The sequence below is a fragment of the Glutamicibacter sp. AOP5-A2-18 genome, assembly GCF_052446055.1.
Lineage (GTDB): Bacteria > Actinomycetota > Actinomycetes > Actinomycetales > Micrococcaceae > Glutamicibacter.
This window is the reverse complement of sequence record NZ_JBQSVW010000001.1, coordinates 2,079,704-2,101,394: the sequence shown is the minus strand read 5'-3', so window position 1 is coordinate 2,101,394 and position 21,691 is coordinate 2,079,704. Positions and strand designations below refer to the sequence as shown.

Here is a 21,691-nt window from a genome sequence, read left to right as displayed (position 1 = left end):
CATGCGAATCCTTTTTGCCGGTACGCCGCAAGTAGCGGTCACTTCGCTTAATTACTTGCACGAAGCAGGTTTTGAGATCGCCGCGGTATTAACCCGACCAGACGCACCTTTGGGGCGTAAGCGTGTGCTGACCCCTTCTGCGGTGGCAGCGCGTGCTGCTGAACTTGACATACCGATCATCAAGGCAGCAAAAATTACCGAGGAAACCACCGCCACACTACGCGAGCTAAACATCGATGCTGCAGCCATTGTTGCTTATGGTGGCCTGGTCCCGGAAGCTGCCCTCAACGTACCAACGCACGGGTGGATCAACCTTCACTTCTCGTTGCTGCCGGCATGGCGCGGCGCTGCCCCGGTACAACACTCGATCATCCACGGCGATGACATCACCGGCGCAGTGACCTTCCAGCTTGAAACCGGGCTGGATACCGGTCCGGTCTTTGGCCAAGTAACCGAGCAGATCCACGAATTAGACACTGCCGGCATCATGCTCGATCGGCTCAGCCAGTCCGGCTCCACCTTGCTGGTTCAGACCCTGCAGGCCTTGGATTCCGGGCAGGCGCTGGCTGTCGCGCAGTCCGGCTCGCACACCTATGCGCCGAAGATTACCGACGTTGACGCGCAGCTGGACTTCACTCGTCCAGCCACCGAAATCCGTCGCCGCGCGCACGGAACCACGCCGTTCCCAGGAGCCTGGGTTCAGGTTGAAGACAAACGCTATAAGTTCGGCCCACTGCGCGAGCATCACGACCTGACCGATTTGGCGCCCGGCGAAGTACGCATCGAGGCGGGCAAACAGCCAAAGGTGTATATCGGCACCGCAACTTGGGCTCTTGAGCCCACCCAAATTCAGCCTCCGGGCAAAAAAATGATGAACGCCTCCGACTGGGCACGTGGCGTGCTCACCCAGGGAACGAAAGTGAGCTTCGCATGAGCGGGCAAGAACAACGCGGGGGATACCGCGACAACGAAGCACGTCGTAATGAGCAGGGACGCACCCGAAACCGTGGCGGTTCCGGTCCACGTCAGTTCTCAGCGTCGGCTCCGGGTCAGCGTAAGCGTCAGGCCAACCCTGCTCGACTGGTAGCCTTCAAGGTCCTGCGCGAAGTTTCCGGCGCCGATGCTTACGCCAACTTGGTGCTGCCAAAGCTGATTCGTGAGTATCAGCTGGACCGCCGCGACGCAGGTTTTGCCACCGAACTGGCCTACGGCGCATTACGTGGCCAGGGCTTCTACGACGCGATCTTGGCTACCTTGGTGGACCGCCCGCTCAGTGAGCTCGATCCGGCCATCCTAGATGCGCTTCGAGTTGGTGCCCACCAGCTTTTGGCGATGCGCGTGCCAAAGCATGCCGCCCTTGATGAGACCGTGTCCTTGGCCCGTGCACAGATTGGTGCCGGTCCATCCGGGCTAATCAACGCGGTGCTACGCCGTGTCTCAGCCCAAGAAGCCGACGCATGGATCCAGCAGCTGACCAAGGATGCAACCTCGGATTCGCAGCGACTTTCCATCGAGCACTCACATCCGGACTGGATCGTGCGCGCCTTGCGTGGCGCGTTGATCGCTCACGGCCGAGATGCTGGCGAGCTCGAAGCGTTGCTGCAGGCAGACAACCTGGCACCGTTGGTGAATCTGGTGGCCTTGCCAGGTCTTGGCGATCTTGACGGTGCTCTTGAAGCTGGAGCTGAACCGGGCACCCTGCTCGCTGATTCTGCCACCTACAAGCACGGTGATGTGGCACGAGTTCCCGGCGTTAAAGAGGGCACGGTCCGCGTTCAGGATGCCGGCAGCCAGGTCATGGCCCGCGCCTTGGCCGGGATCGAATTGCCCGAAGCTGGCGAGGATCGCTACTGGTTGGACTTGTGCGCCGGCCCCGGCGGTAAGGCCGCACTGCTAGGCGCTCTTGCCGTCCAGCGTGATGCTCGACTGACCGCCAACGAGCCAACCACTCACCGTGCACGGTTGGTCGCCAACTCGTTGGATGCCGTACCGCACGATTACTGGATGCTGACCGAAGAAGACGGACGCACCTTCGGCGGGGCGGATTACACCGGGGACTACGACCGAATCATGGTTGATGCCCCCTGCTCAGGCCTCGGTGCACTGCGTCGTCGTCCCGAATCTCGCTGGCGCAAGGCACCTCGCGATATTCCTGAGCTGACCGCGCTGCAGGGCGAACTGCTGGACGCGGCGTTTAACGCGGTGCGCGTTGGTGGCGTCGTCGGTTTTGTTACCTGCTCGCCACATCAGGCTGAAACCCGCTTGGTGGTTGAGGACTTCCTCAAGCGCCACGAGAATGCTGCCCTGCTAGATACCGGATCGGCCGTGTCCAAGGTGATGTACCCTCAGGATGCCGACGCGTCCCATGCCCTGGGGGATGGAACCACGGTGCAGTTGTGGCCACATATTCACGGCACCGACGCCATGTTCATGGCCATCATCACCAAAAAGTCCTAGTTCACCCGAGTCACAAGGAGCACCTATGGGTCACCCACGGATTAATCCTTCGATCCTGTCCGCCGATTTTGCCAACCTCGCCAGCGAATTAGAGCGGATCCACACCGCCGACGGGGTGCACGTGGACGTGATGGACAACCACTTTGTCCCTAACCTCACGCTCGGCTTGCCGGTAGTCCAGGCCCTGCACTCGGTAGCCAAGCTGCCCATCGATGTGCACCTGATGATTGAAAATGCCGATCGTTGGGCGCCAGAATATGCGCAGCTCGGGGTGGATTCTGTCACATTCCACGCTGAAGCTTCCGCCGCTCCGATCCGGTTGGCCCGTGAGCTGCATGCCGCTGGTTCCAAGGCCTCGATGGCGTTGCGCCCAGCGACGCCGATCGAGCCCTACCTGGACATGCTCGGGGAATTGGACATGGTTCTACTGATGACCGTCGAGCCCGGCTTTGGCGGCCAAAAGTTCCTTGACTTGGTACTACCTAAGATCAAGCGCACTCGTGCGGCGATCGAAGGCACCGGAAAGCCCATCGCACTTCAGGTGGATGGCGGCATTTCGCGCGATACGATTCTGCGCGCAGCTGAAGCTGGAGCCGACGTATTTGTCGCCGGCTCCGCGGTCTACTCAGCGCCCGAGCCATCGGCCGAGATCGACGTATTACGCAACCTTGCACTCGGTGGACACTGAGCCGGCGCAAATGTGCCACAATAACTTGTAGTAAACACGAATACGTGCTCCGGGGTCGGTGTAAGTCCGAACCGGCGGTGATAGTCCGCGACCCGCGTCCAAGGCCACAAGCCAAGGAAGCGGTTGAACTGGTGAAATTCCGGTACCGACAGTTAAAGTCTGGATGGGAGAAGCACGAATTTGATTTGCCTATTGGTACTGCTGATGACCCGTCAAGGGGCATCTGTCTAAAGCAGAGCCACAGGCCCATCAAATGCACACCCCCGGAGCCGCCGCTTCGAGAAGGGTGAAATGATGGATTTCCTGCGGTGGCTCATAGAAGCTTTTAACTCACAAATTGCGATCGGCTCCTCGGCACTTTTGGTGCGCGAAGTTGTTGGCAATATCTTTGGTCTGGCCAGCGCCGTTGGCGGCATGCGCCGTAAAGTCTGGGCCTGGCCGATCGGCATTATCGGCAACCTGCTACTGCTCACGGTCTTTTTGGGCAGCCTCTTTGATACCGGCTACACGGCCAACCTCTGGGGACAAGCCGGCCGCCAAATCATGTTCATCGCTGTGTCGATATTCGGCTGGTACCGCTGGAAACAGGCCAAAAATGGCACCGGTAACGCCGTCACCCCACAATGGGCATCCAATAAATCCCGCGTGGCGCTGGTAGCAATTTTGCTGCTGGGCACCGTGGCGCTCACTCCACTGTTCCGGGTCCTCGGATCCTACGAACCAGTGTGGGCCGATGCCTGGACCTTTGTTGGTTCGATGCTCGCCACCTACGGCATGGCCAAGGGTTGGGTCGAATTCTGGCTGATTTGGGTGGCTGTGGACGCCGTAGGTGTGCCATTACTGTTCTCCGCCGGCTACTACGCCAGCGCCTTTATGTACCTGTTCTACGGTGCTTTTACGCTGATCGGATTCTTCGTTTGGGCCAAGTCCAAACGCGACGAAAAACCCCAGATCGCCACCGACATGCCTGATCCGACGATCAGCACGCAACGCTAGGGGCACCAAGACATGGTGAAACCGCAACAGCTTGAAGCGGCGCTACGTACCGCGCTAGAAACCGCGGGGCGAGGACATCGAGGCGCCAATCCCTTGGTCGGTGCCTGCATTCTTGACGCCGGAGGCAATATCATCGCCACCGGCTACCACCTAGGTGCCGGCCACCCGCACGCCGAAGTTGATGCACTGCGTCGACTAGGCAAGATCGACCGTGCAATCGCTGCCGAACTGGCGATGATCGTCACCCTTGAGCCGTGCAACCACACCGGTCGCACCGGTCCCTGCGCGGAAGCGATCGCAAAGGCGGGCATCGGCCAGGTCTATTACGCGGTCAGCGACAATACCGCGGCCAGCGGGGGAGCGGACTACCTGCGTAGCCGTGGCATTACCGCCACCCAGTTCAGCGACGATAGCGCAGCGCGAAACCTCAACCATCGCTGGTTTATGGCCAAGGAAGCGCAGCGACCGTTTATTACGGTCAAGCTCGCGCAGTCCTTGGATGGACGAATTAATGCGCCCGATGGCACCAGCCAGTGGATCACCTCGGACGCTTCGCGCAATCACGCCCACGCCCTGCGCGCCCGAGTTGACGCGATCCTGGTCGGGACAAATACTGCGGTGCTGGATAACCCACGGCTCAGCGCCCGAACCCGCGATGGTCAGCTGCATGCAAAGCAGCCGTACCGATTGGTCATGGGCCGCCGCGAGTTGCCTGCGGGTTTGGCGCTGGCGGAAACCCCGCAGTGGGAGCAGATCGCCACGCACGACGTACATGAAATCATCTCCCGCGCCAATGAGCTGGGCATCGGGCACCTGTTGATCGAAGGCGGGGCGACGGTGGCTTCGGCCTTTATCGCCGCTGATCTGGCCGACGAACTCTACTGCTACCAGGCGCCGTTGTTAATTGGCGCCGGGAGTAATTCGGTGAACCTGCCCACCACGACCTTGAGCCAGGCCCATAGCTACCGACTAGATGTTGCCAGCAACGAGTCGCTGACCCGGCTGGGAGATGACATCATGCTTCATCTTGAGCCATTGCCCCGGTCCTAGCGATCGCCCCACCAAATTTTTCAGGAGAAATAATGTTTACCGGAATTGTCACCGGCCAAGGCACCATTGAAGGAATCGAATCCTTCCCCGAGCAAGACCTGGCCGTACTCACCCTGCGCGCACCAGGGCACACCGAAGACCTCGGACTCGGAGGGTCCTTGGCAGTTAACGGCGTCTGCCTGACCGCAACCGAACTTGATGGCGAAAAGCTGCGTGTGGACGTGATGGGTGAAACCCTGCGCCGCACCTCCACCGGTGATCTGGCCACCGGGGATCAGGTCAACCTTGAGCGCTGCACTCCAGCCGGTGCGCGCTTGGATGGCCACGTTGTTCAGGGCCACGTTGATACCGTTGGCCAGGTGTTGGCCCGTGAGGACCACGGACAGTGGACCACCTTCCGCATTTCGATCGACGACGCCTATGCACCGCTCACCGCCGAAAAAGGCTCCATCGCCCTTGATGGTATTTCGCTGACGCTCACCGGGGTGTCACCGGCCAGCAGTACAGGTGAACATTGGGTCGAAGTGGGGATCATCCCGATCACCCTGGCCGAGACCACCATGGGCTCACGCCAAGTCGGCGACAAAATAAACATCGAGGTTGACGTGCTGGCCAAGTACGTCGCGCGCCTGAACCAGTTCGGGGGCCAGCAGTAATGACCGGCTCTACCCTTGATTCCATCCCGACTGCGCTCGCGGCGCTGGCCGCCGGATCAGCGGTGGTGGTCGTGGACGATGAGGATCGCGAGAATGAAGGCGACATCATTTTTGCCGCCCAGCACGCCACCCGCGAACTGATGGCTTTCACCATCCGCTATACCTCCGGGGTTATCTGTGTTCCGATGCCCGCCGAGCGCGCCGACGCGCTGGGTCTGGGTCCCATGGTGGGCATCAACCAGGATGCTAAAGGCACCGCGTTTACCGTCACCGCCGATGCCGCCCAAGGCATCACCACCGGAATTTCGGCCGCTGATCGTGCGCTGACCACCCGTTTGCTCGCCGACCCGCACACCACGCCAGCTCAGCTTTCGCTCCCCGGGCACATTTTCCCGCTGCGCTCTGCCACCGGCGGGGTACTTAATCGCCGTGGTCACACCGAAGCTGCCGTGGATTTGTGCCAAGCTGCCGGGCTGGAACCGGTGGGCGTCATCGGTGAAATCACCAACGACGACGGCGAAATGATGCGCCTACATGATTTGCGCACTTTTGCCGCCGAGCATCACCTGCCCATCATTTCCATCGACGATCTGGCACGCTGGCGCCGAGTTAACGATGAAATTGAACTGACCGATCCGATCAAGCTGCCCACCGCATTTGGTGATTTCACCGCACGAGCTGCCACCGCTGAAGGCCACGAACATATGGTGCTCAGCCACGGGGGACCAAACGGTTCTGCGCCGAGTAACCTAGTGCGGATCCATTCCGAATGCCTGACCGGCGACATCTTTGGCTCCTACCGTTGTGATTGTGGCGAACAGCTACACGCTTCGATGGCACAGATCGCCGCCGAAGGTGGGCACATCATCTACATCCGCGGACACGAAGGTCGTGGCATCGGCCTGGCCAACAAACTGCGCGCCTACGCCCTGCAAGAAGCCGGCATGGACACCCTGGATGCCAACCTGCACCTCGGCTTCCCAGCCGACGCTCGTGAATACTTTGCGGTGGCCGCCATCCTGCGCTCCATGGGAATCGACACTATTCGACTGCTGAGTAACAACCCGGACAAACAAGACAAGCTCACCAACTCCGGCATCACCGTGGACGAGCTAGTCGCCCTGCGCATCACGCCACGTGAGCAGAATTCCGCCTACCTGCACACTAAGCAGAGCAGGTTTGGGCACCGCTTGGATCTGCCGGATGTACTGACTGAAACCGAAGACAACGCCTACCACGGCGCCTAATTTCGCTACTTGCAAAGGACGAAGTTCATGAGTAAGCACGGAGCACCAACCAACGTTACCGATCAGCTAAAAGATCTGGCATCGAGCAAGAAGTTCTCCAGTCTTAAGGTTGCGATCCTCGCCGCAAGCTGGCACGAAGTCATCATGGAAGGACTTATTAGCGGCGCGCAGCGTGCTGCCAAAGACGCGGGACTCGAACAAAGCACCACGCTGATTCGTGTTCCTGGCACCTTTGAGTTGCCGGTTGCCGCAGCGAGTCTAGCCAGCGACTACGACGCGATCATCGCCCTCGGTGTGGTCATCCGCGGTGGCGCCCCGCACTTTGACTACGTCTGTTTATCCGCGACCAACGGCTTAACTAATGTGAGTGTTGACACCAAAACTCCTATTGGGTTCGGCGTTCTCACCTGCGATAACGAAGAGCAGGCACTGGAGCGTGCAGGCTTGGAAAACTCCAGCGAAGACAAGGGATACGAAGCGTATTCGGCAGCGGTCATGACCGTCGCGGCGCTGGGGTAGCTATCGGCTGGCCCGTCACAAAGGGGCACGCAAATGTAGCTACCGACATGAACGGGGCTAAGATTGGTAGCGTGAAAACTTTTGACGAGCTCTTCAGCGAACTATCGCTCAAGGCACAAGAACGCCCGGAAGGCTCTCGTACCGTCACCGAACTCGACTCTGGTGTCCACGGCATCGGTAAAAAAGTTGTCGAGGAGGCCGCCGAAGTTTGGATGGCTGCGGAGTACGAAACTGACGAGGCCGCTGCTGAGGAAATCTCCCAGCTGCTCTACCACCTTCAGGTTCTCATGATCGCCAAGGGAATGACCTTGGCCGACGTTTACAAGCATCTATAGCCGTAGCAGGTGCTCGACCGGGTCGCACTAGACCCGGTCATCCACCTTGCACGGCAGAAACAACGGCCAACGAATCTAATCCTTGGCGCTTGTTTATGGCTGAACGCCGCAGCGCCACACTGACGAAATGAGTCAACAATGCTCCGCGTAGCCCTACCCAATAAGGGTGCCCTGTCTGAAATTGCTTCCACTATGTTCAAGGAAGCCGGCTACCTCCAGCGCCGCGATACTCGCGAACTGGTCCTAGTCGATGAGGAAAACCAGGTTGAATTCTTCTACCTGCGTCCCCGCGATATCGCAGTTTATGTTGGTCGTGGCATCCTCGATGTTGGTATCACCGGTCGTGACTTGTACCTAGACGCTGACGTGGACGACGACGTCGAAGAGAAGCTGTCTCTCGGCATTGGCAAGTCCACCTTCCGCTTTGCCGCTCCGATCGGTTCCTTCAACGACGCACAGCAGCTCAACGGCAAGCGCATCGCCACCAGCTACGACATCCTGTTGCGCAACCTGCTCAAAAAGGCCGGCATCGAAGCATCGATCGTTCGCCTTGACGGCGCTATCGAGTCCTCGGTCCGTCTTGGCGTGGCCGATGCTATCGCCGATGTTGTCGAAACTGGCAACACCATCAAGGCTGCGGGCATGGAAATTTTCGGCGATCCGCTGCTGAAGTCTGAAGCCGTCTTGATCGGCCGAGTAGGCCACAAGCCATCCGGTCTTGACGTGCTCATCCGCCGCCTCAACGGGGTGCTTGTAGCCCGCCAGTACGTCATGCTTGACTATGACGTGCGCCGCGAACAGGCTGAGGAAGCGTGTGCCCTAACCCCCGGTCTGGAGTCGCCAACCGTCTCGGATTTGGCCAACTCTGAATGGGTTGCCGTTCGCGCGATGGTCAAGAAGTCGCAGACCAACAACATCATGGATGAGCTTTACGACGTGGGCGCTCGCGCCATCTTGGTCAGCCAGATCCACGCCTGCCGCATCTAGTAGATAAGGAACGTCCTTCGATGAGCGTTGCAATTCGTGTTATTCCTTGCCTCGATGTTGATGCCGGTCGTGTTGTTAAAGGTGTGAACTTTGAGGGTTTGCGCGATGCCGGCGATCCTGTTGAGCTAGCCCGCCGGTACAACGATGCCGGTGCTGACGAACTGACCTTCCTCGATGTCACTGCGTCCAGCTCGGCCCGCGAAACCACTTACGACGTGGTGCGCCGTACCGCAGAAGAGGTCTTTATCCCTCTGACCGTTGGTGGCGGAGTTCGCGCTGCTGAAGACGTTGACCGCTTGCTGCGTAACGGTGCTGATAAGGCGTCCATCAATACTGCTGCGGTCACTCGGCCAGACGTTATCAACGAGATCACCGAGCGCTTCGGCTCCCAGGTACTGGTACTTTCAGTTGATGCCCGCCGTACCGACGATCCGAAAATCGCTTCAGGGTTCGAGGTGACCACTCACGGCGGCCGTACCGGCACCGGAATGTGTGCCGTTGCGTGGGCCAAGGAGGCTGCCGAGCGTGGCGTGGGGGAGATCCTACTCAACTCAATCGACGCCGATGGCACCAAGGACGGGTTCGATCTGGAAATGATTCGTGCGGTGCGAGCTGCTGTTTCGGTTCCTTTGATCGCTTCCGGCGGAGCTGGCAAGCCTGAGGACTTCCCGCCAGCTATCGAAGCCGGCGCGGACGCAGTTCTCGCTGCGTCAATCTTCCACTTTGGTCCGAAGGACATGATCGCTCAGGTGAAGCAGGCGATCCGCGACGCGGGTTATCCAGTTCGCTAGTCTCTGATCGCTAAAACGCCCAGTCCGTTTGGACTGGGCGTTTTGGGTTTAAGGACTTAGTCATTGGCGATGAGTTCTTTCTTTGTCCGCCACACGTCCATCGGCAATGTATTGCTCGGCACCGCGGCCTGTCCTGGAATTGCTTGCCATGGACCGCCGTCGACACTGAACTCACCGCGATAGAGCGTTGTTACTTTGACCCCAAATTTGCCAGTTTTAGCGTACGAATGACTAGTTTTTGTTTCTTCGCGCAGTGTATGCGACGGCATGGCCTCGCCAGGGAAATTCAGGTTCCTAGTGGCACCATCGCCATAGTTCCAGTTCCATTGGATCGGGATTGCTTTGATCCGAACGTCTGATCCCGATAAATTGGAGTTGAATTCTTGTGTCTCTTCACTGGCCCAGAAATGCGTATGACCGTTACGCAGCGAGAACTTGTTCGGTGCGCTCTGAATCTTCGATCCCTTGATCGGATACGACCGGAATTTTTCAACGTCAATTTTGATCTGCCGAATTAGATTTTCTTCTGGTATCTCATAACGTGGAGGATCACCGAGACAGAAACTGTATTGGTCAACAAGCATCCCTTTTATATCAAGGATCTGGCGATCGATCGGATACGATCCGTCCTCACATGTTGGCTGATCGGGATTGCTTCGACAGGAATTTACCTTCTCGCGCCCCGGAATGCACATTTGGTAGTCACGAATTTTGTACTTTTTTGGTTTTGGCGACCGTTTCTTTTTGCCTCCACCTTTTTCAATCAGTAGTAGTTCAGGGGATTCTCCGTCGAACCACGTATCATTTTCGTCCTTATGGTGTTGATGTATGGAGTCCGGTTTCATGCGAATGGTTTCTTCGTCACTCTCTGCAAGTTTGGTGTCGTTTTCAAACCCGGTAGCGGTAAGTCCTGGACTGAAGAAAAGAAGCGCAGTCTGTATGACCGCAACTAGTCGAAGCCTGCCGGATAGCATTAGCTAACCCCTACGATTCTGTATACCTTCCACCCATCTTTAAATTCCAAACCCATGCTGACGCGGGTGGCCTCTAAGCTAGGACTTGAAGACAATGGTTTATTTGGCTTTGCATAAGACTTGATGGCATCGGCCGTGTATTCGACCGTAACGACAGCCAAGTCTTTACCGGAAATGTAGGAGTCTAAAACTATGGGATGGTGCTTGCCGCCAACGTGCCACTTACCCTTTTTCTTTGACCTGTCTGCAGGATCAATTATCGAATTGCCACAGACTTCGCACGCGCGTGTCGTATATTTCTTTATCTCGGTAGCGTCGCTCGTATCAATAGTGTAGTTGACCAGTTCATAATAAAACTTCGCAAACGAAGTGGCACCTTGCTGAGAGTTTGCTCTTGCCTGTTTAGGTAATTTGGGTATGGCAACATTTTTGGCTGGTCCATCGGCCGAAGCTGGAACGAATGAAGTAGATTTTTGGTTGGAAGATTTGGAGGGAACGCTCGCGCTCTTGGATGAGTCCGCAGTCTGAGAGGTAGAGCCGCTGGTCGTTGGCATGTCGGATGGTGCAGAACTGCAAGCGGTTAGTGTCAGAGTCAGCGCAATGATTGCTGCTACGTATATCCGAAGATTCATGGAGACGCCTCGATTTAGCCAGTAGGTAAGATTTCGACAATACTATGCGCGTGATTCCAATTTGAGTAGCCTCCCGAGGAAACTTGTGGATTCTCTGACTGCGGTGTGTCGGGGTTGCTTCGAAGCACTAGTCTCACTGAAGCCTGACTGGCTTGCAGGCCTTCGATAGACGTTGGCCCAGTACTAGAGTTGTCTTTTCCGAAACCGCATATCGGGAGACGGGTCTTTGCGTCTTCACCCAGTCTCTTCAAAGTGGACTGCATACACCTTCCAGCCCGAATCGTATTCGAGACTGAGAGCGGCAACTTTTGAAGTCGTCTTGGGAATTCGAGACTCATCTTTTCCTGGAGTGGTGTAGAAAACGGATTCAGCTACTTCGAAACGTACAGATACGGTCGCTCTGTCCTTTGAAGGTTTGTAGATGTCGACCACTTTGTATGTGTGCTGACCACCTACCTGCCATGTGCCTGTTATTTGTGCTCGCCCGGCAGGGTCGATCAAGGCTGTGCCGCAGATTTCGCACTTACGTTGTGAATATTTCTTCAATGGTTCTGGACCGTTTGTCTCAACGGTGTAATTGATCAAGTCAAAATAGTTCTTAGCGAAGGCGGACGCACCGGATTCTGATTGTTCTTTTGCGGTGATAGGAAGTTCGGGCACAGGTACATTGACTGCTGGACCTCTTGCCGTACCTGGTTTGTATTTTTTCGAATTCGCTGATGTTGGTGCGGAGCTGGGGGATTTGGGTGCGACACTTGTTGGCGCTGGTTCGCCCGAATCAGAGTTGGATGCCGAAGGAGGAGCCGCGTCTGCGCTACAGCCAGGGAGCAGAACTACGATTGATAAATTGACAGTCAGTTTCGGATATTTCACTGCCATCTCCCATAGGCCTTAGCGTTTCAGTTGGCGTTATCCTATGCCTGAAGTCATCTTGCGATGACGATTCTTAGGAATTTGTGGAACATTGGTCAGAGCCGACAAAATGAAGCTCCGGAATCTGGCCGTTGTTGGTGTTCCTGAAGAATAGACCTATAACTTTGTGAGTAGTCCTGTCCTACGAGGGGTAGAGCAGGATGCAGAGAAACAATCCGGAGCAGGTCATCAGTCTGCCCCGACTACCTTGTAGACGCGCCAACCTTTATCAAATTCGAGATCGAACGCTAGCCGGTTGGGGGGCAAGTTCTTCTAGCTCTTCTTGGACGATTCCTGGTGACGAGTATATTTTTGCCGTGTCTGCTGTGTATTCGACGGTCACAATCGCAACGTTTTTGCCGGATATAAATGAATCGAGAATGGTGAGGTGGTGTTAGCCCCCGACTTGCCATTCGCCGGATTTTTTTGCGTTCTCAGCTTCATCAATGATCGACCGATTGCAAAGCTGGCATCCTTCGGATGAAAGGCGCTTGACCGCATTCGCGTCATTGGACTCGATGGTGTAATTCAGTAGGCCAAAGTAATACTCGACAAAGCTTGATGCGCCTTTTTCGGTAAAATTCTTTGCTTCGTTTGGCATTCTAGGCAAAGGAACATTTTTCTCTGGGCCCTTTGATGAACCTTCTTGGTATACCGGCGAGGCACTGGCCGAAGGGCTCAAAATCTTAGCTTCGTCGGATTTGGATGTCGACGGTGAGCTCGCTGCGCTTGGCGAAAAAGGGGAACTAGTCGTATTTCCGGTACATCCTGTAAGGACGCAGATCGCACCAAGCGTTACGAACAAAAGTTTTCTGATGCCTATTTCGGTATCGCCCAGCAGCTGTGATGATCTTTGGTGAACCACATACTATGCGTTTGAGCGTTCGATGCGTAGGGGGCGCCAATAGAGGTGGAGTTCCACTCACGGAATCTGTAGCAGCTGTTTTCTGGCTTCACTGAAGCGCCTGACCGGAATGTCTGAAGGGTTTCGCAGTTTTCGCATTAGCCGAACGCAAGTTGCCACTCGGTGCGAACGCGGTGAAGACCGCCTAGAACCCCGGCTTGAAACCCTTGACGATTTCTAGGGCCGATTCTCCACCTTCGAATAGCACGAGGCTCTGATCGATGCGTCCGAAACCGTAGAGCATCAATTCGGTGACTGGACCGGTGATCGACACGGCGTTAGGTGCCTTCTTAGCAACGTGGCGCTGACCGTCGGGACGAGTCAAAATGATTCCGACGGGTGCCTTGCGGAAAAGCAGTCGCGATGCGCGAGTCAGGTCTTGCCAGAGCAACTCGGTGTAGCGCTTGTCCAAGACGCGAGGAGCCCACTGGCCACGAGCACGTCGAACATCTTCGGTGTGGATGAAGTACTCGGAGAGGTTGGCGGCTTGATCGAACTTGTCGATAACAAACGGGGAGTACTTGGCCGGACCGGCGCGGAAGGTGCGAATCAGCGAGGCATAGCGTTCGGGGGACTGTGCGGCATTTGCCAGCTCGTCCACCTTGGCCTCAAGCTTCTTCGACAGCGGTTTGAACACAACCCCTGCGGCAAGGACGGATCGCTCGCGAATCACAAGGTGCGCGGCAAGATGACGGGTTTCCCACCCGTCACAAAGAGTGTCGGCGGTAGGGCCCGCGGCAAGCAGGGTCTCGGCCAACGCAAGTCTGGAAGCTTGAACTAAGTGCATCACTTTCGAAACTAGCACGCAGTGAGCATCGAATTGTGCAATGCGCGAGTAGTGTCGCCCAACTCCTGTGATGTGTCCAAGAGCAGTACGTCATAGGGAGCTGGAACACAGCCAAAACCAGTATGCTAAGAGGGATGTCTACTTCTAACGACGGCTCGAATCTGAGCCCCGAATCCCAAAGCCTGGATCCAGCAATCGCCGATCGACTTAAGCGCGACGGCAACGGACTGGTTGCGGCCATCGCACAGCAATATGACACCGGCAAGGTGCTCATGCTTGGTTGGATGGACGACGAAGCACTTCGCCGCACCTTGAGCACCGGACGCGTGACCTTCTACTCGCGCTCGCGACAGGAATATTGGCGTAAGGGAGATACCTCCGGGCACTACCAGTTCGTCAAATCTGTCGCGCTGGATTGCGACGGCGACGCCTTGTTGGTGCAGGTAGATCAAGTTGGCGCTGCCTGCCACACCGGAACCGAATCCTGCTTCACCGATCGCGGCCTAGATGCCGTGGTCGGGAACCGTCCGGAATAAACTTCCCGGCTGAACACGTAGAAGAAGAACACAGATGAAAACTCTCGGCAAAATTTCCTTATCGCGCGAACAATTTGCCACCATGGCTGTGGACCGTCGCGTCATTCCCGTCACGATCACCGTGCTCGCTGACTCGTTGACCCCGATCGGGCTGTACCGGACCCTGGCCCAGGGCCGCCCCGGCACCTTCCTCATGGAATCCGCCGCTCCGGGCGGCGTGTGGAGCAGGTACTCGTTTATCGGCGTGAATTCGCCGGCGACCCTGAGCACGCGCGGGGGAGAAGCGTACTGGCAGGGACATGCTCCCGAAGGCCTGCCCAACGGTGGCATCGGCGTTGAAGTTCTGCGCGACACCGTTCGCACACTCAAAACTGAACCAGTACCCGGGATGCCTCCGCTGACCGGTGGCATGGTCGGATTTGTCGGCTGGGACTGCGTTCGACACTGGGAGAAACTGCCTGCGCCGCCCGTGGATGACCTTAAACTCCCTGAGCTGAGCATGAACCTCGTGGCGGATATGGCCGCGCTGGATTCTGCTGAGGGCACGGTGACGCTGATCGCCAACGCCATCAACTTCGATGGCAGCGACGAGCACGTGGATGAGGCCTACGATGGAGCCGTCGCGCGCCTGCAAGCCATGCTTGATCAGCTCGCGCAGCCGGTAGAAGCCACCGCCTCGGTGCTTTCCGGGACCGATGTGCCTCGCGAAAAGCTGATGGACGCGGTGACGCATTCGTGGGCCGAAAACGAGTACTTGGAAGCGCTGGCCAAATCTAAGACGGCGATCGTCGACGGTGAAGTCTTCCAAATTGTGGTCTCCCGCCGTTTTGAGCTTGAGACCCAGGCCGATGCGTTGGACGTGTACCGCGTGCTGCGTGCGACCAATCCGAGTCCGTACATGTACCTGTTCAATTTTGAGAACGAAGATGGCGAAGCGTTCGAAATTGTCGGCTCCTCACCCGAGGCACTGGTGACCGTCAACGATTCTCACGTGGTGACACACCCGATTGCCGGATCTCGTCCGCGTGGGGCCAACTACGAAGACGACCAGCTCTTTGAGAAGTCGCTGATCAACGACGAGAAAGAACGCGCCGAGCACCTGATGCTGGTAGATCTTTCGCGCAACGATCTGTCCCGGGTCTGCCAAGCTGGCACCGTGGAAGTCACCCAGTTTATGGAAGTTGAACGCTTCAGCCACATCATGCACCTGGTCTCCAACGTGGTGGGCAAAACACGCGATGACATCGACGCCTACGATGTGCTGTCCGCAACTTTCCCCGCCGGAACACTCTCCGGGGCGCCCAAGCCCCGCGCACTGCAGCTACTCGATGAGTATGAGCCGTACCGCCGCGGAATTTACGGTGGTGTGGTTGGCTACCTCGACTTTGCTGGGGATATGGATATGGCCATCGCCATTCGTTCGGCACTGCTTAAAGGCGGGCGAGCCTATGTGCAAGCCGGAGGCGGCATCGTGAACGACTCAAAGTTCGAAGACGAAGCGCTGGAAACCGTGAATAAGGCAGCCGCACCACTACGCGCCGTCTGGGCTGCGCAGTCGATGAACGCCGCACACACCATCAACACCGAACTAGGTGAAAGCAAGTGAAGAAACTAACGAGCGCCCGATACCTGGCCCTACTGGGTGTACTGGGAGCGCTGCTGGGCTTTTGGTCCGCGACCCGCACCTGGATCACGGTGGACGTGAAGGCAACCTCGGTGCAGATCCCGCAGGTGGTGATTGATGGTGCTGACGCTGCGGCGTCGGTGACCGCCGTTGCTGTGGTGGTTTTGGCTGGTTCGCTCGCGCTGCTGATTGCCGGCAAAATTTCGCGTTACATCATTGCCGCGCTGAGCCTGTTGGCTGGTGTGGTGGCGATTACCGCCGGTATCGGTGCTTTGACTGATCCACAGTCCGTGGCCGCCACAGCGGTTTCTGAAGCCACCGGCCTGGCCCAAAATGCCGGAGATTATGCACTCACTCCGTGGCCAGCGGTCGCGATCTTGGCTGGTGCGGTAATGGCCTTGCAAGCGGTGCTGATTTTTGTCTTCGCCGCTCGTTGGCCAGCCAAAGCCAGCAAGTACGATCGCCAAGTCGCTAAAAAGGCCGACATCGCCGACGATGATTCCTCCCGCAACATCGCCAGCTGGGAACAGCTTTCGGCCGGTGAGGACCCGACATCTGAACCACGCTCGTAATCTTCGGTGGTGATTCGCGCCACCGATTTGAAACGAAAGCCCGCGCAAATAGGATGTGACCGGGCACTGATGGCAGAATAGGTCTTGAAGACCATCGCCGCCGGCCAGCATCCAAAGGCCGCGGCGCAGTAACAAACATGAGGAGAGCGCGAGAATGTCGCAGAACACCGAGATCGATCCGGTCTACGCCGAAGAGATTGGCCACGGTAACTCCATTGCAGCGTGGAGCTGCGTGCTGATCATGACCCTAGGTTTTGTCGTTGGCGGCATTGCTTTTGCGCTCCTAGCTTGGCCAATTGTTTGGGTCGGCTGCGGCATCGTAGTTTTGGGCCTGATCGTCGGCGCTATCTTGAAGGCAGCCGGTTTTGGTGTGGGTGGCGCCCGTAGCGGAGCAGCACACTAAATTGAGCGTTCTTGATGACATCATCGCGGGCGTCCGGGAAGACCTGGGCGCCCGTCGCGCAATCAACGACCTAGCCTCGATCAAGGCCGCTGCCGCACAGGCTGCCCCTGCCCTCGACGCCTTTGCGGCTTTGGGCGGTGCTCCGTCGGGCGCGCGAGACACCACACTGCGGGTGATCTCCGAGGTTAAGCGAAAGTCTCCATCCAAGGGCGCACTGGCCGACATCGCCCAGCCTGCGGTCCTCGCGGTCGAATATGAAGCCGGCGGCGCATCGGTAATTTCGGTACTTACCGAAGCCCGACGCTTTGGCGGTTCGCTAGAGGATTTGGACGCGGTCCGCGCCGCGGTGCAGATCCCGGTGCTACGCAAGGACTTCACGGTCGACGAGTACCAGATTTATGAAGCTCGCGCCCACGGGGCCGACCTGATCTTGCTGATCGTTGCGGCTCTGGACGATCAACAGTTGGCCACGTTCCTTGAGCTGACACATCAGTTGGGCATGAACGCGCTGGTGGAGACGCACACCGAAGAAGAGATTGCGCGTGCGATCAAACTCGGTGCCAAAATCATCGGTGTTAACGTGCGCAATTTGAAGACGCTCGACGTTGATCCGGCAAACTTTGCACAATTGGCTCCGCTGATTCCCGCCGACGCGGTGATCGTCGCCGAATCGGGGGTTGAATCCACCGAGCAGGTCACGCAGTACGCCAGCGCTGGAGCCGACGCGATCCTGGTGGGCGAGGCACTGGTGAAACACGCCGAACCGCGTGCCACGGTCGCCGAATTCATCACCGCTGGGACCCAGGCCAAACCGCAACGCTAAAAGCCGCGGGGGCAACCAGCACAAACTTTTTTCGTGCCCCGTTGGATCTTCCGACGGGGCACGAGACATACCACGAATCAAGTTTCGTTCAAGAAAAGAGGGAATCGATGAGCACCCCGGAGAATTCCGCGCAAGGCCAGTCAATCGATGCACAGTCGCTCAGGCACGCCAGTGGCCCTTATTTTGGAGCCTATGGTGGACGATGGATGCCCGAGTCCTTGATGGCCGCCATGGACGAACTGAACGAGACTTTTGAAGCCGCCAAAAAGGACCCTGAATTCATCGCGGAGGTCAAGGACCTCAACAAGAACTACTCCGGTCGACCTTCCCTGCTCACCGAAGCCAAGCGCTTCTCCGAGCAGTACTGCGGCGGCGTGCGGATCTTCCTCAAGCGTGAGGACCTGAACCACACCGGTAGCCACAAAATTAACAACGTGCTCGGCCAGGCACTGCTAGCCAAGCGCATGGGCAAGACCCGCATCATCGCTGAAACCGGTGCCGGTCAGCACGGTGTCGCCTCGGCCACCGCGGCAGCGCTGATGGGACTCGAATGTGTGGTCTACATGGGCGCTGAGGACACCCGTCGTCAGGCACTAAATGTCGCCCGCATGCGCCTACTGGGTGCCACCGTTATCCCGGTGACCGTGGGCAGCCAGACGCTGAAAGACGCGATCAATGAAGCATTGCGCGACTGGGTAGCTAACGTGGAGAACACCCACTACCTGTTGGGTACGGCCGCTGGTGGAGCACCCTTCCCGGCGATGGTTCGCTACTTCCACGAGGTCATCGGCGACGAAGCACGTGAGCAGATCCTGGCTCAGACCGGGCGCCTGCCGGACGCGGTCACCGCATGTATCGGTGGCGGCTCCAATGCGATCGGCATCTTCCACGGGTTCCTTGATGACCCGAGCGTCGAAATCTACGGTTTTGAAGCCGGCGGCGACGGGGTGGATACCGATCGCCACGCTGCCACCATCACCCTGGGTCGTCCCGGCGTGCTGCACGGCGCCAAGTCGTATTTGATGCAGGACGAAGATGGGCAGACCGTTGAGTCCCACTCCATCTCGGCCGGTCTGGACTACCCAGGTGTTGGCCCCGAACACGCCTACCTCTCTGACATCGGACGGGTGAGCTACGAGCCGGTCACCGACACCGAAGCGATGGACGCGTTTAAGGCGCTATGCCGCACCGAAGGCATTTTGCCGGCGATCGAATCCGCCCACGCACTGGCCGGAACCATCCGCCTGGCGCAGCGCAAGGTGGCTGAAGGTGTGGTCCCCGAAGAAACCATCATCATCGCGAACCTCTCTGGTCGCGGTGATAAGGACGTGGGCACCGCTGCAGCGTGGTTCAACATGATCGACGAACAAGACGCTGAAGCTGAAATCAACGCTGCCAATTCGCAGAACTCCGGCGCACAGAACTCCGGCTCGCAGAACTCTGAGGAGAAGTAAATGACCCGCGTGATGAGTGCCGCGAAGATCGCCGCTGCCCGTGCCGAGGGCCGACCAGCCCTGATCGGTTACCTGCCAGCTGGCTTCCCCGATGTGCAGACCAGCATTGATGCTGCCGTCGCACTGGCCGAAAATGGCGTGGACATTATCGAGATCGGCATTCCCTACTCCGATCCGGTGATGGATGGCCAGGTCATTCAGGAAGCCACCGTGCATGCTTTGGCCAATGGTTTTAAGGTGTCGCAGATTTTTGACATCGTGCGTGGCATTACCGAACGTACCGACGTCGCAGTGATGGTCATGACCTACTGGAATCCGGTGTTGCGTTTGGGCGTGGACGAATTTTCCCGTCGTTTTGCCGAAGCTGGCGGCGCGGGACTCATTACCCCGGATCTGGTTCCCGACGAGGCCGCTGAATGGATTGAAGCGAGCACCAAGTACGATCTGGAACGCGTCTTCTTGATCGCACCATCGTCCACCGAAGCCCGCGTGCAGCGCACCGTTGACGCATCCAGCGGCTTTGTTTACTGCGTATCGCTGATGGGCGTCACCGGCGCTCGCTCCTCGGTCTCTTCGGCCGCCCAAGCGGTAGTCGAGGCAGCGCACAAGGCCGGCGCAGAAAACGCCTGTGTTGGCTTGGGCGTTTCGCGCCGCGAGCACGTTGAACAGATCGGCGCCTATGCGGACGGCGTGATTGTCGGTACCGCCTTGGTTGCCGCTCTGCGCGACGGGGGAGTAGCTGCGGTAGGAGAACTCGCTGCACAGTTAAGTGGTCGAGCCTAATGTCCTTCGCTGCACAGCTGGCACTAGCGGTGCCAGCTTCCATCCCCTCGCCACCGGCGGAGTTTTCTAAGTTCAGCATCGGGCCGCTGACCATTCACGCCTACGCGCTATGCATTTTGCTGGGCATTCTTGTCGCCCTGTGGCTGACCAATAAGCGCATGCAGGCCCGTGGTGGCAACTCCGATATGCTCTGGGACATTGCCATCTGGGCGATCCCCTTTGGCATCGTGGGCGGCCGGCTGTACCACGTGTTGATCACCGACCCGATGTACTACTTTGGGTTGGGCGAGCAACAAGCGCACTTGGCCGAAATCCCGCAGCTCTGGCTCGGCGGACTAGGCATTATGGGTGCGGTATTACTCGGCGCCCTCGGTGCGTGGATCGGCTGTCGACGAACCGGTGTGCGCCTTTCCGCTTTTGCCGACGCGGCAGCTCCGGGCCTGCTCATCGCCCAAGGAATCGGACGCTGGGGCAACTGGTTTAACCAAGAACTTTTTGGTTCACCAACCACCCTGCCATGGGGACTACAGATCGACCCGAACAGCTACAACTTCCCTGCAGGACTGCCCGCGGACACACTGTTCCACCCGACTTTTTTGTACGAGTCGCTGTGGAACGTGGCCGGCGCGTTGGTGCTCATCGCGCTGGATCGAAAGTTTAAGCTGCGTCGTGGCGCATTGTTCTGCTGCTACATGATTTGGTACGGCATCGGACGCACCTTCACCGAATCCCTGCGTTTGGATCCGGCCGAAATTATTCACATCGGCCCATTGGGACTACGTGTTCATCAGTGGTTGGCGATCGCTTTGGTGATCGCTGGTGCCATCGCACTGAGCCTTGTGCTGGCCAAGTTGCGTGGGCAAAACGTTAACCCGTTCTTCCTCCCGGGCCGCGAGCCAAAGGCAGAAGTGGCGCATGACCAGGATATAACTGGTGATGAACCACCGGCAGCAGCAACCGAAGCAGCCAAGGACCCGAAGCATCTGGGCAAGGACCCGCAGTAGTCGCACTGCCTAGGGCATTTGGTTCGTCGGGCATCAATAGGTGCCATTGAGTGGCCGGCAAGCACATACTCTTGCCGGCCATTGCCATACCGTTTGGCGCCACTGAACTTCGACCAACGGTTTCATGACGCGCGAAGCGTGAAGTATGGCGAAATCTAGCAAAAAAGTTAGAGCCAAATTTGCCCGGGCCCGCGATAAGGCTCGGCAACATGTTCGAAACATTGCCGATACCCGAAAAACGGTAGACAACAACGGGTTTTCGGCTCCCGATCGGCTTTGCAACCGGGCCGAAAAGTGTGGCGTACACCCTAGTTTTTAACATTTTCGAAACACAAACGGTCGCACTTGAGAAACAAAAATTGCGTAACGTGTGATGTTGGCATCGTAGTGGGCCCTCAACCCCCTGGAGCGGACCTGCGATGCAGCACCACAATGAGGTGGGATATGTTCCTCCCTGGAATCTCGACGTGCCAGCATACCCCGCTGCGCGTTGTCGACGAGTTCCAGTTCGATGAAACATCAAGGCGGCCGGTCGCCCTTTTAAGGAATTATCCTCA

At 57.8% G+C, this 21,691-nt stretch carries 24 protein-coding genes and 1 riboswitch; of the genes, 19 read left to right on the top strand and 5 right to left on the bottom strand.

The features are described 5' to 3' along the window. Position 1 precedes the first annotated feature (1 nt). The 11 genes from fmt to hisF all read left to right on the top strand — a co-directional run bounded on the left by fmt (position 2) and on the right by hisF (position 9,726). The gene (fmt, locus tag ACT3RW_RS10015; RefSeq protein WP_444613639.1) at positions 2-934 is read left to right on the top strand and encodes a methionyl-tRNA formyltransferase; all 933 of its coding nucleotides are present in this window, start codon (positions 2-4) and stop codon (positions 932-934) included. Continuing rightward, positions 931-2,457, top strand: a complete 1,527-nt coding sequence (locus tag ACT3RW_RS10010; RefSeq protein WP_444613638.1) for an RsmB/NOP family class I SAM-dependent RNA methyltransferase — start codon at positions 931-933, stop codon at positions 2,455-2,457. The genes fmt and ACT3RW_RS10010 overlap by 4 nt, the downstream gene beginning before the upstream one ends. Positions 2,458-2,482: 25 nt before the next feature. After that, positions 2,483-3,145 carry a ribulose-phosphate 3-epimerase gene (gene rpe, locus ACT3RW_RS10005; RefSeq protein WP_131088477.1) on the top strand — a complete coding sequence of 221 codons (663 nt, stop codon included), beginning with the start codon at positions 2,483-2,485 and terminating at the stop codon, positions 3,143-3,145. Between the two features lie 41 nt (positions 3,146-3,186). Then, a riboswitch (FMN riboswitch) is annotated at positions 3,187-3,324 on the top strand. A 115-nt stretch (positions 3,325-3,439) separates the two neighbouring features. Continuing rightward, entirely contained in the window at positions 3,440-4,141 is a 702-nt protein-coding gene (gene pnuC / locus ACT3RW_RS10000; RefSeq protein WP_131089784.1) for a nicotinamide riboside transporter PnuC, read from the top strand. Between the two features lie 12 nt (positions 4,142-4,153). After that, positions 4,154-5,191: a bifunctional diaminohydroxyphosphoribosylaminopyrimidine deaminase/5-amino-6-(5-phosphoribosylamino)uracil reductase RibD gene (gene ribD / locus ACT3RW_RS09995; RefSeq protein WP_444613637.1), complete on the top strand. Its 1,038-nt coding sequence runs from the start codon at positions 4,154-4,156 to the stop codon at positions 5,189-5,191. A gap of 32 nt (positions 5,192-5,223) precedes the next feature. After that, a complete protein-coding gene (locus ACT3RW_RS09990) occupies positions 5,224-5,847 on the top strand; it encodes a riboflavin synthase (RefSeq protein ID WP_262197495.1) in 624 nt (207 codons plus the stop codon). Next, a complete protein-coding gene (gene ribB, locus ACT3RW_RS09985) occupies positions 5,847-7,094 on the top strand; it encodes a 3,4-dihydroxy-2-butanone-4-phosphate synthase (RefSeq protein ID WP_444613636.1) in 1,248 nt (415 codons plus the stop codon). The genes ACT3RW_RS09990 and ribB overlap by 1 nt, the downstream gene beginning before the upstream one ends. Before the next feature lie 27 nt (positions 7,095-7,121). Further along, positions 7,122-7,613, top strand: coding sequence for a 6,7-dimethyl-8-ribityllumazine synthase (gene ribH, locus ACT3RW_RS09980; protein ID WP_444613635.1), 492 nt, complete (start codon positions 7,122-7,124; stop codon positions 7,611-7,613). Between the two features lie 71 nt (positions 7,614-7,684). Then, a complete protein-coding gene (locus ACT3RW_RS09975) occupies positions 7,685-7,948 on the top strand; it encodes a phosphoribosyl-ATP diphosphatase (protein WP_131088472.1) in 264 nt (87 codons plus the stop codon). A 138-nt stretch (positions 7,949-8,086) separates the two neighbouring features. Continuing rightward, the gene (hisG, locus tag ACT3RW_RS09970) at positions 8,087-8,935 is read left to right on the top strand and encodes an ATP phosphoribosyltransferase (RefSeq protein WP_131088471.1); all 849 of its coding nucleotides are present in this window, start codon (positions 8,087-8,089) and stop codon (positions 8,933-8,935) included. Positions 8,936-8,955: 20 nt separating this feature from the next. Then, positions 8,956-9,726 carry an imidazole glycerol phosphate synthase subunit HisF gene (gene hisF, locus ACT3RW_RS09965; protein ID WP_444613634.1) on the top strand — a complete coding sequence of 257 codons (771 nt, stop codon included), beginning with the start codon at positions 8,956-8,958 and terminating at the stop codon, positions 9,724-9,726. A gap of 56 nt (positions 9,727-9,782) precedes the next feature. On the opposite strand, the gene ACT3RW_RS09960 is transcribed toward hisF, so the two are convergent. From ACT3RW_RS09960 to ACT3RW_RS09940, 5 genes are all read right to left on the bottom strand, one after another. Further along, positions 9,783-10,700 (bottom strand): hypothetical protein, encoded by a 918-nt coding sequence (locus ACT3RW_RS09960; protein ID WP_444613633.1) that lies wholly within the window; start codon positions 10,698-10,700, stop codon positions 9,783-9,785. After that, positions 10,700-11,332, bottom strand: a complete 633-nt coding sequence (locus ACT3RW_RS09955) for a DUF6318 family protein (protein WP_444613632.1) — start codon at positions 11,330-11,332, stop codon at positions 10,700-10,702. The genes ACT3RW_RS09960 and ACT3RW_RS09955 overlap by 1 nt, the downstream gene beginning before the upstream one ends. A gap of 234 nt (positions 11,333-11,566) precedes the next feature. Then, positions 11,567-12,211, bottom strand: coding sequence for a DUF6318 family protein (locus ACT3RW_RS09950; RefSeq protein WP_444613631.1), 645 nt, complete (start codon positions 12,209-12,211; stop codon positions 11,567-11,569). 427 nt (positions 12,212-12,638) lie between these two features. After that, positions 12,639-12,926: a DUF6318 family protein gene (locus tag ACT3RW_RS09945; protein ID WP_444613630.1), complete on the bottom strand. Its 288-nt coding sequence runs from the start codon at positions 12,924-12,926 to the stop codon at positions 12,639-12,641. A 367-nt stretch (positions 12,927-13,293) separates the two neighbouring features. Then, a complete protein-coding gene (locus ACT3RW_RS09940) occupies positions 13,294-13,935 on the bottom strand; it encodes a TIGR03085 family metal-binding protein (RefSeq protein WP_444614634.1) in 642 nt (213 codons plus the stop codon). Between the two features lie 134 nt (positions 13,936-14,069). Between ACT3RW_RS09940 and hisI the strand changes: the two genes are divergently transcribed. The 8 genes from hisI (at position 14,070) to lgt (ending at position 21,134) form a co-directional block, all read left to right on the top strand. Continuing rightward, positions 14,070-14,471: a phosphoribosyl-AMP cyclohydrolase gene (gene hisI, locus ACT3RW_RS09935; protein ID WP_262197508.1), complete on the top strand. Its 402-nt coding sequence runs from the start codon at positions 14,070-14,072 to the stop codon at positions 14,469-14,471. 34 nt (positions 14,472-14,505) lie between these two features. Next, positions 14,506-16,077 carry an anthranilate synthase component I gene (locus ACT3RW_RS09930; RefSeq protein WP_444613629.1) on the top strand — a complete coding sequence of 524 codons (1,572 nt, stop codon included), beginning with the start codon at positions 14,506-14,508 and terminating at the stop codon, positions 16,075-16,077. Then, the gene (locus tag ACT3RW_RS09925; RefSeq protein ID WP_444613628.1) at positions 16,074-16,667 is read left to right on the top strand and encodes a Trp biosynthesis-associated membrane protein; all 594 of its coding nucleotides are present in this window, start codon (positions 16,074-16,076) and stop codon (positions 16,665-16,667) included. Before ACT3RW_RS09930 ends, ACT3RW_RS09925 begins: the two co-directional genes overlap by 4 nt. Before the next feature lie 154 nt (positions 16,668-16,821). Next, positions 16,822-17,070: an HGxxPAAW family protein gene (locus ACT3RW_RS09920; RefSeq protein ID WP_131088463.1), complete on the top strand. Its 249-nt coding sequence runs from the start codon at positions 16,822-16,824 to the stop codon at positions 17,068-17,070. A gap of 1 nt (position 17,071) precedes the next feature. Then, positions 17,072-17,893 (top strand): indole-3-glycerol phosphate synthase TrpC, encoded by an 822-nt coding sequence (gene trpC, locus ACT3RW_RS09915; RefSeq protein ID WP_444613627.1) that lies wholly within the window; start codon positions 17,072-17,074, stop codon positions 17,891-17,893. Between the two features lie 107 nt (positions 17,894-18,000). Then, on the top strand, positions 18,001-19,347 hold the full coding sequence (gene trpB, locus ACT3RW_RS09910) for a tryptophan synthase subunit beta (RefSeq protein ID WP_131088461.1): 1,347 nt from the start codon (positions 18,001-18,003) through the stop codon (positions 19,345-19,347). Next, positions 19,348-20,130 carry a tryptophan synthase subunit alpha gene (trpA, locus tag ACT3RW_RS09905; RefSeq protein WP_262197512.1) on the top strand — a complete coding sequence of 261 codons (783 nt, stop codon included), beginning with the start codon at positions 19,348-19,350 and terminating at the stop codon, positions 20,128-20,130. Then, positions 20,130-21,134: a prolipoprotein diacylglyceryl transferase gene (lgt, locus tag ACT3RW_RS09900; protein WP_444613626.1), complete on the top strand. Its 1,005-nt coding sequence runs from the start codon at positions 20,130-20,132 to the stop codon at positions 21,132-21,134. The genes trpA and lgt overlap by 1 nt, the downstream gene beginning before the upstream one ends. Positions 21,135-21,691 lie beyond the last annotated feature (557 nt).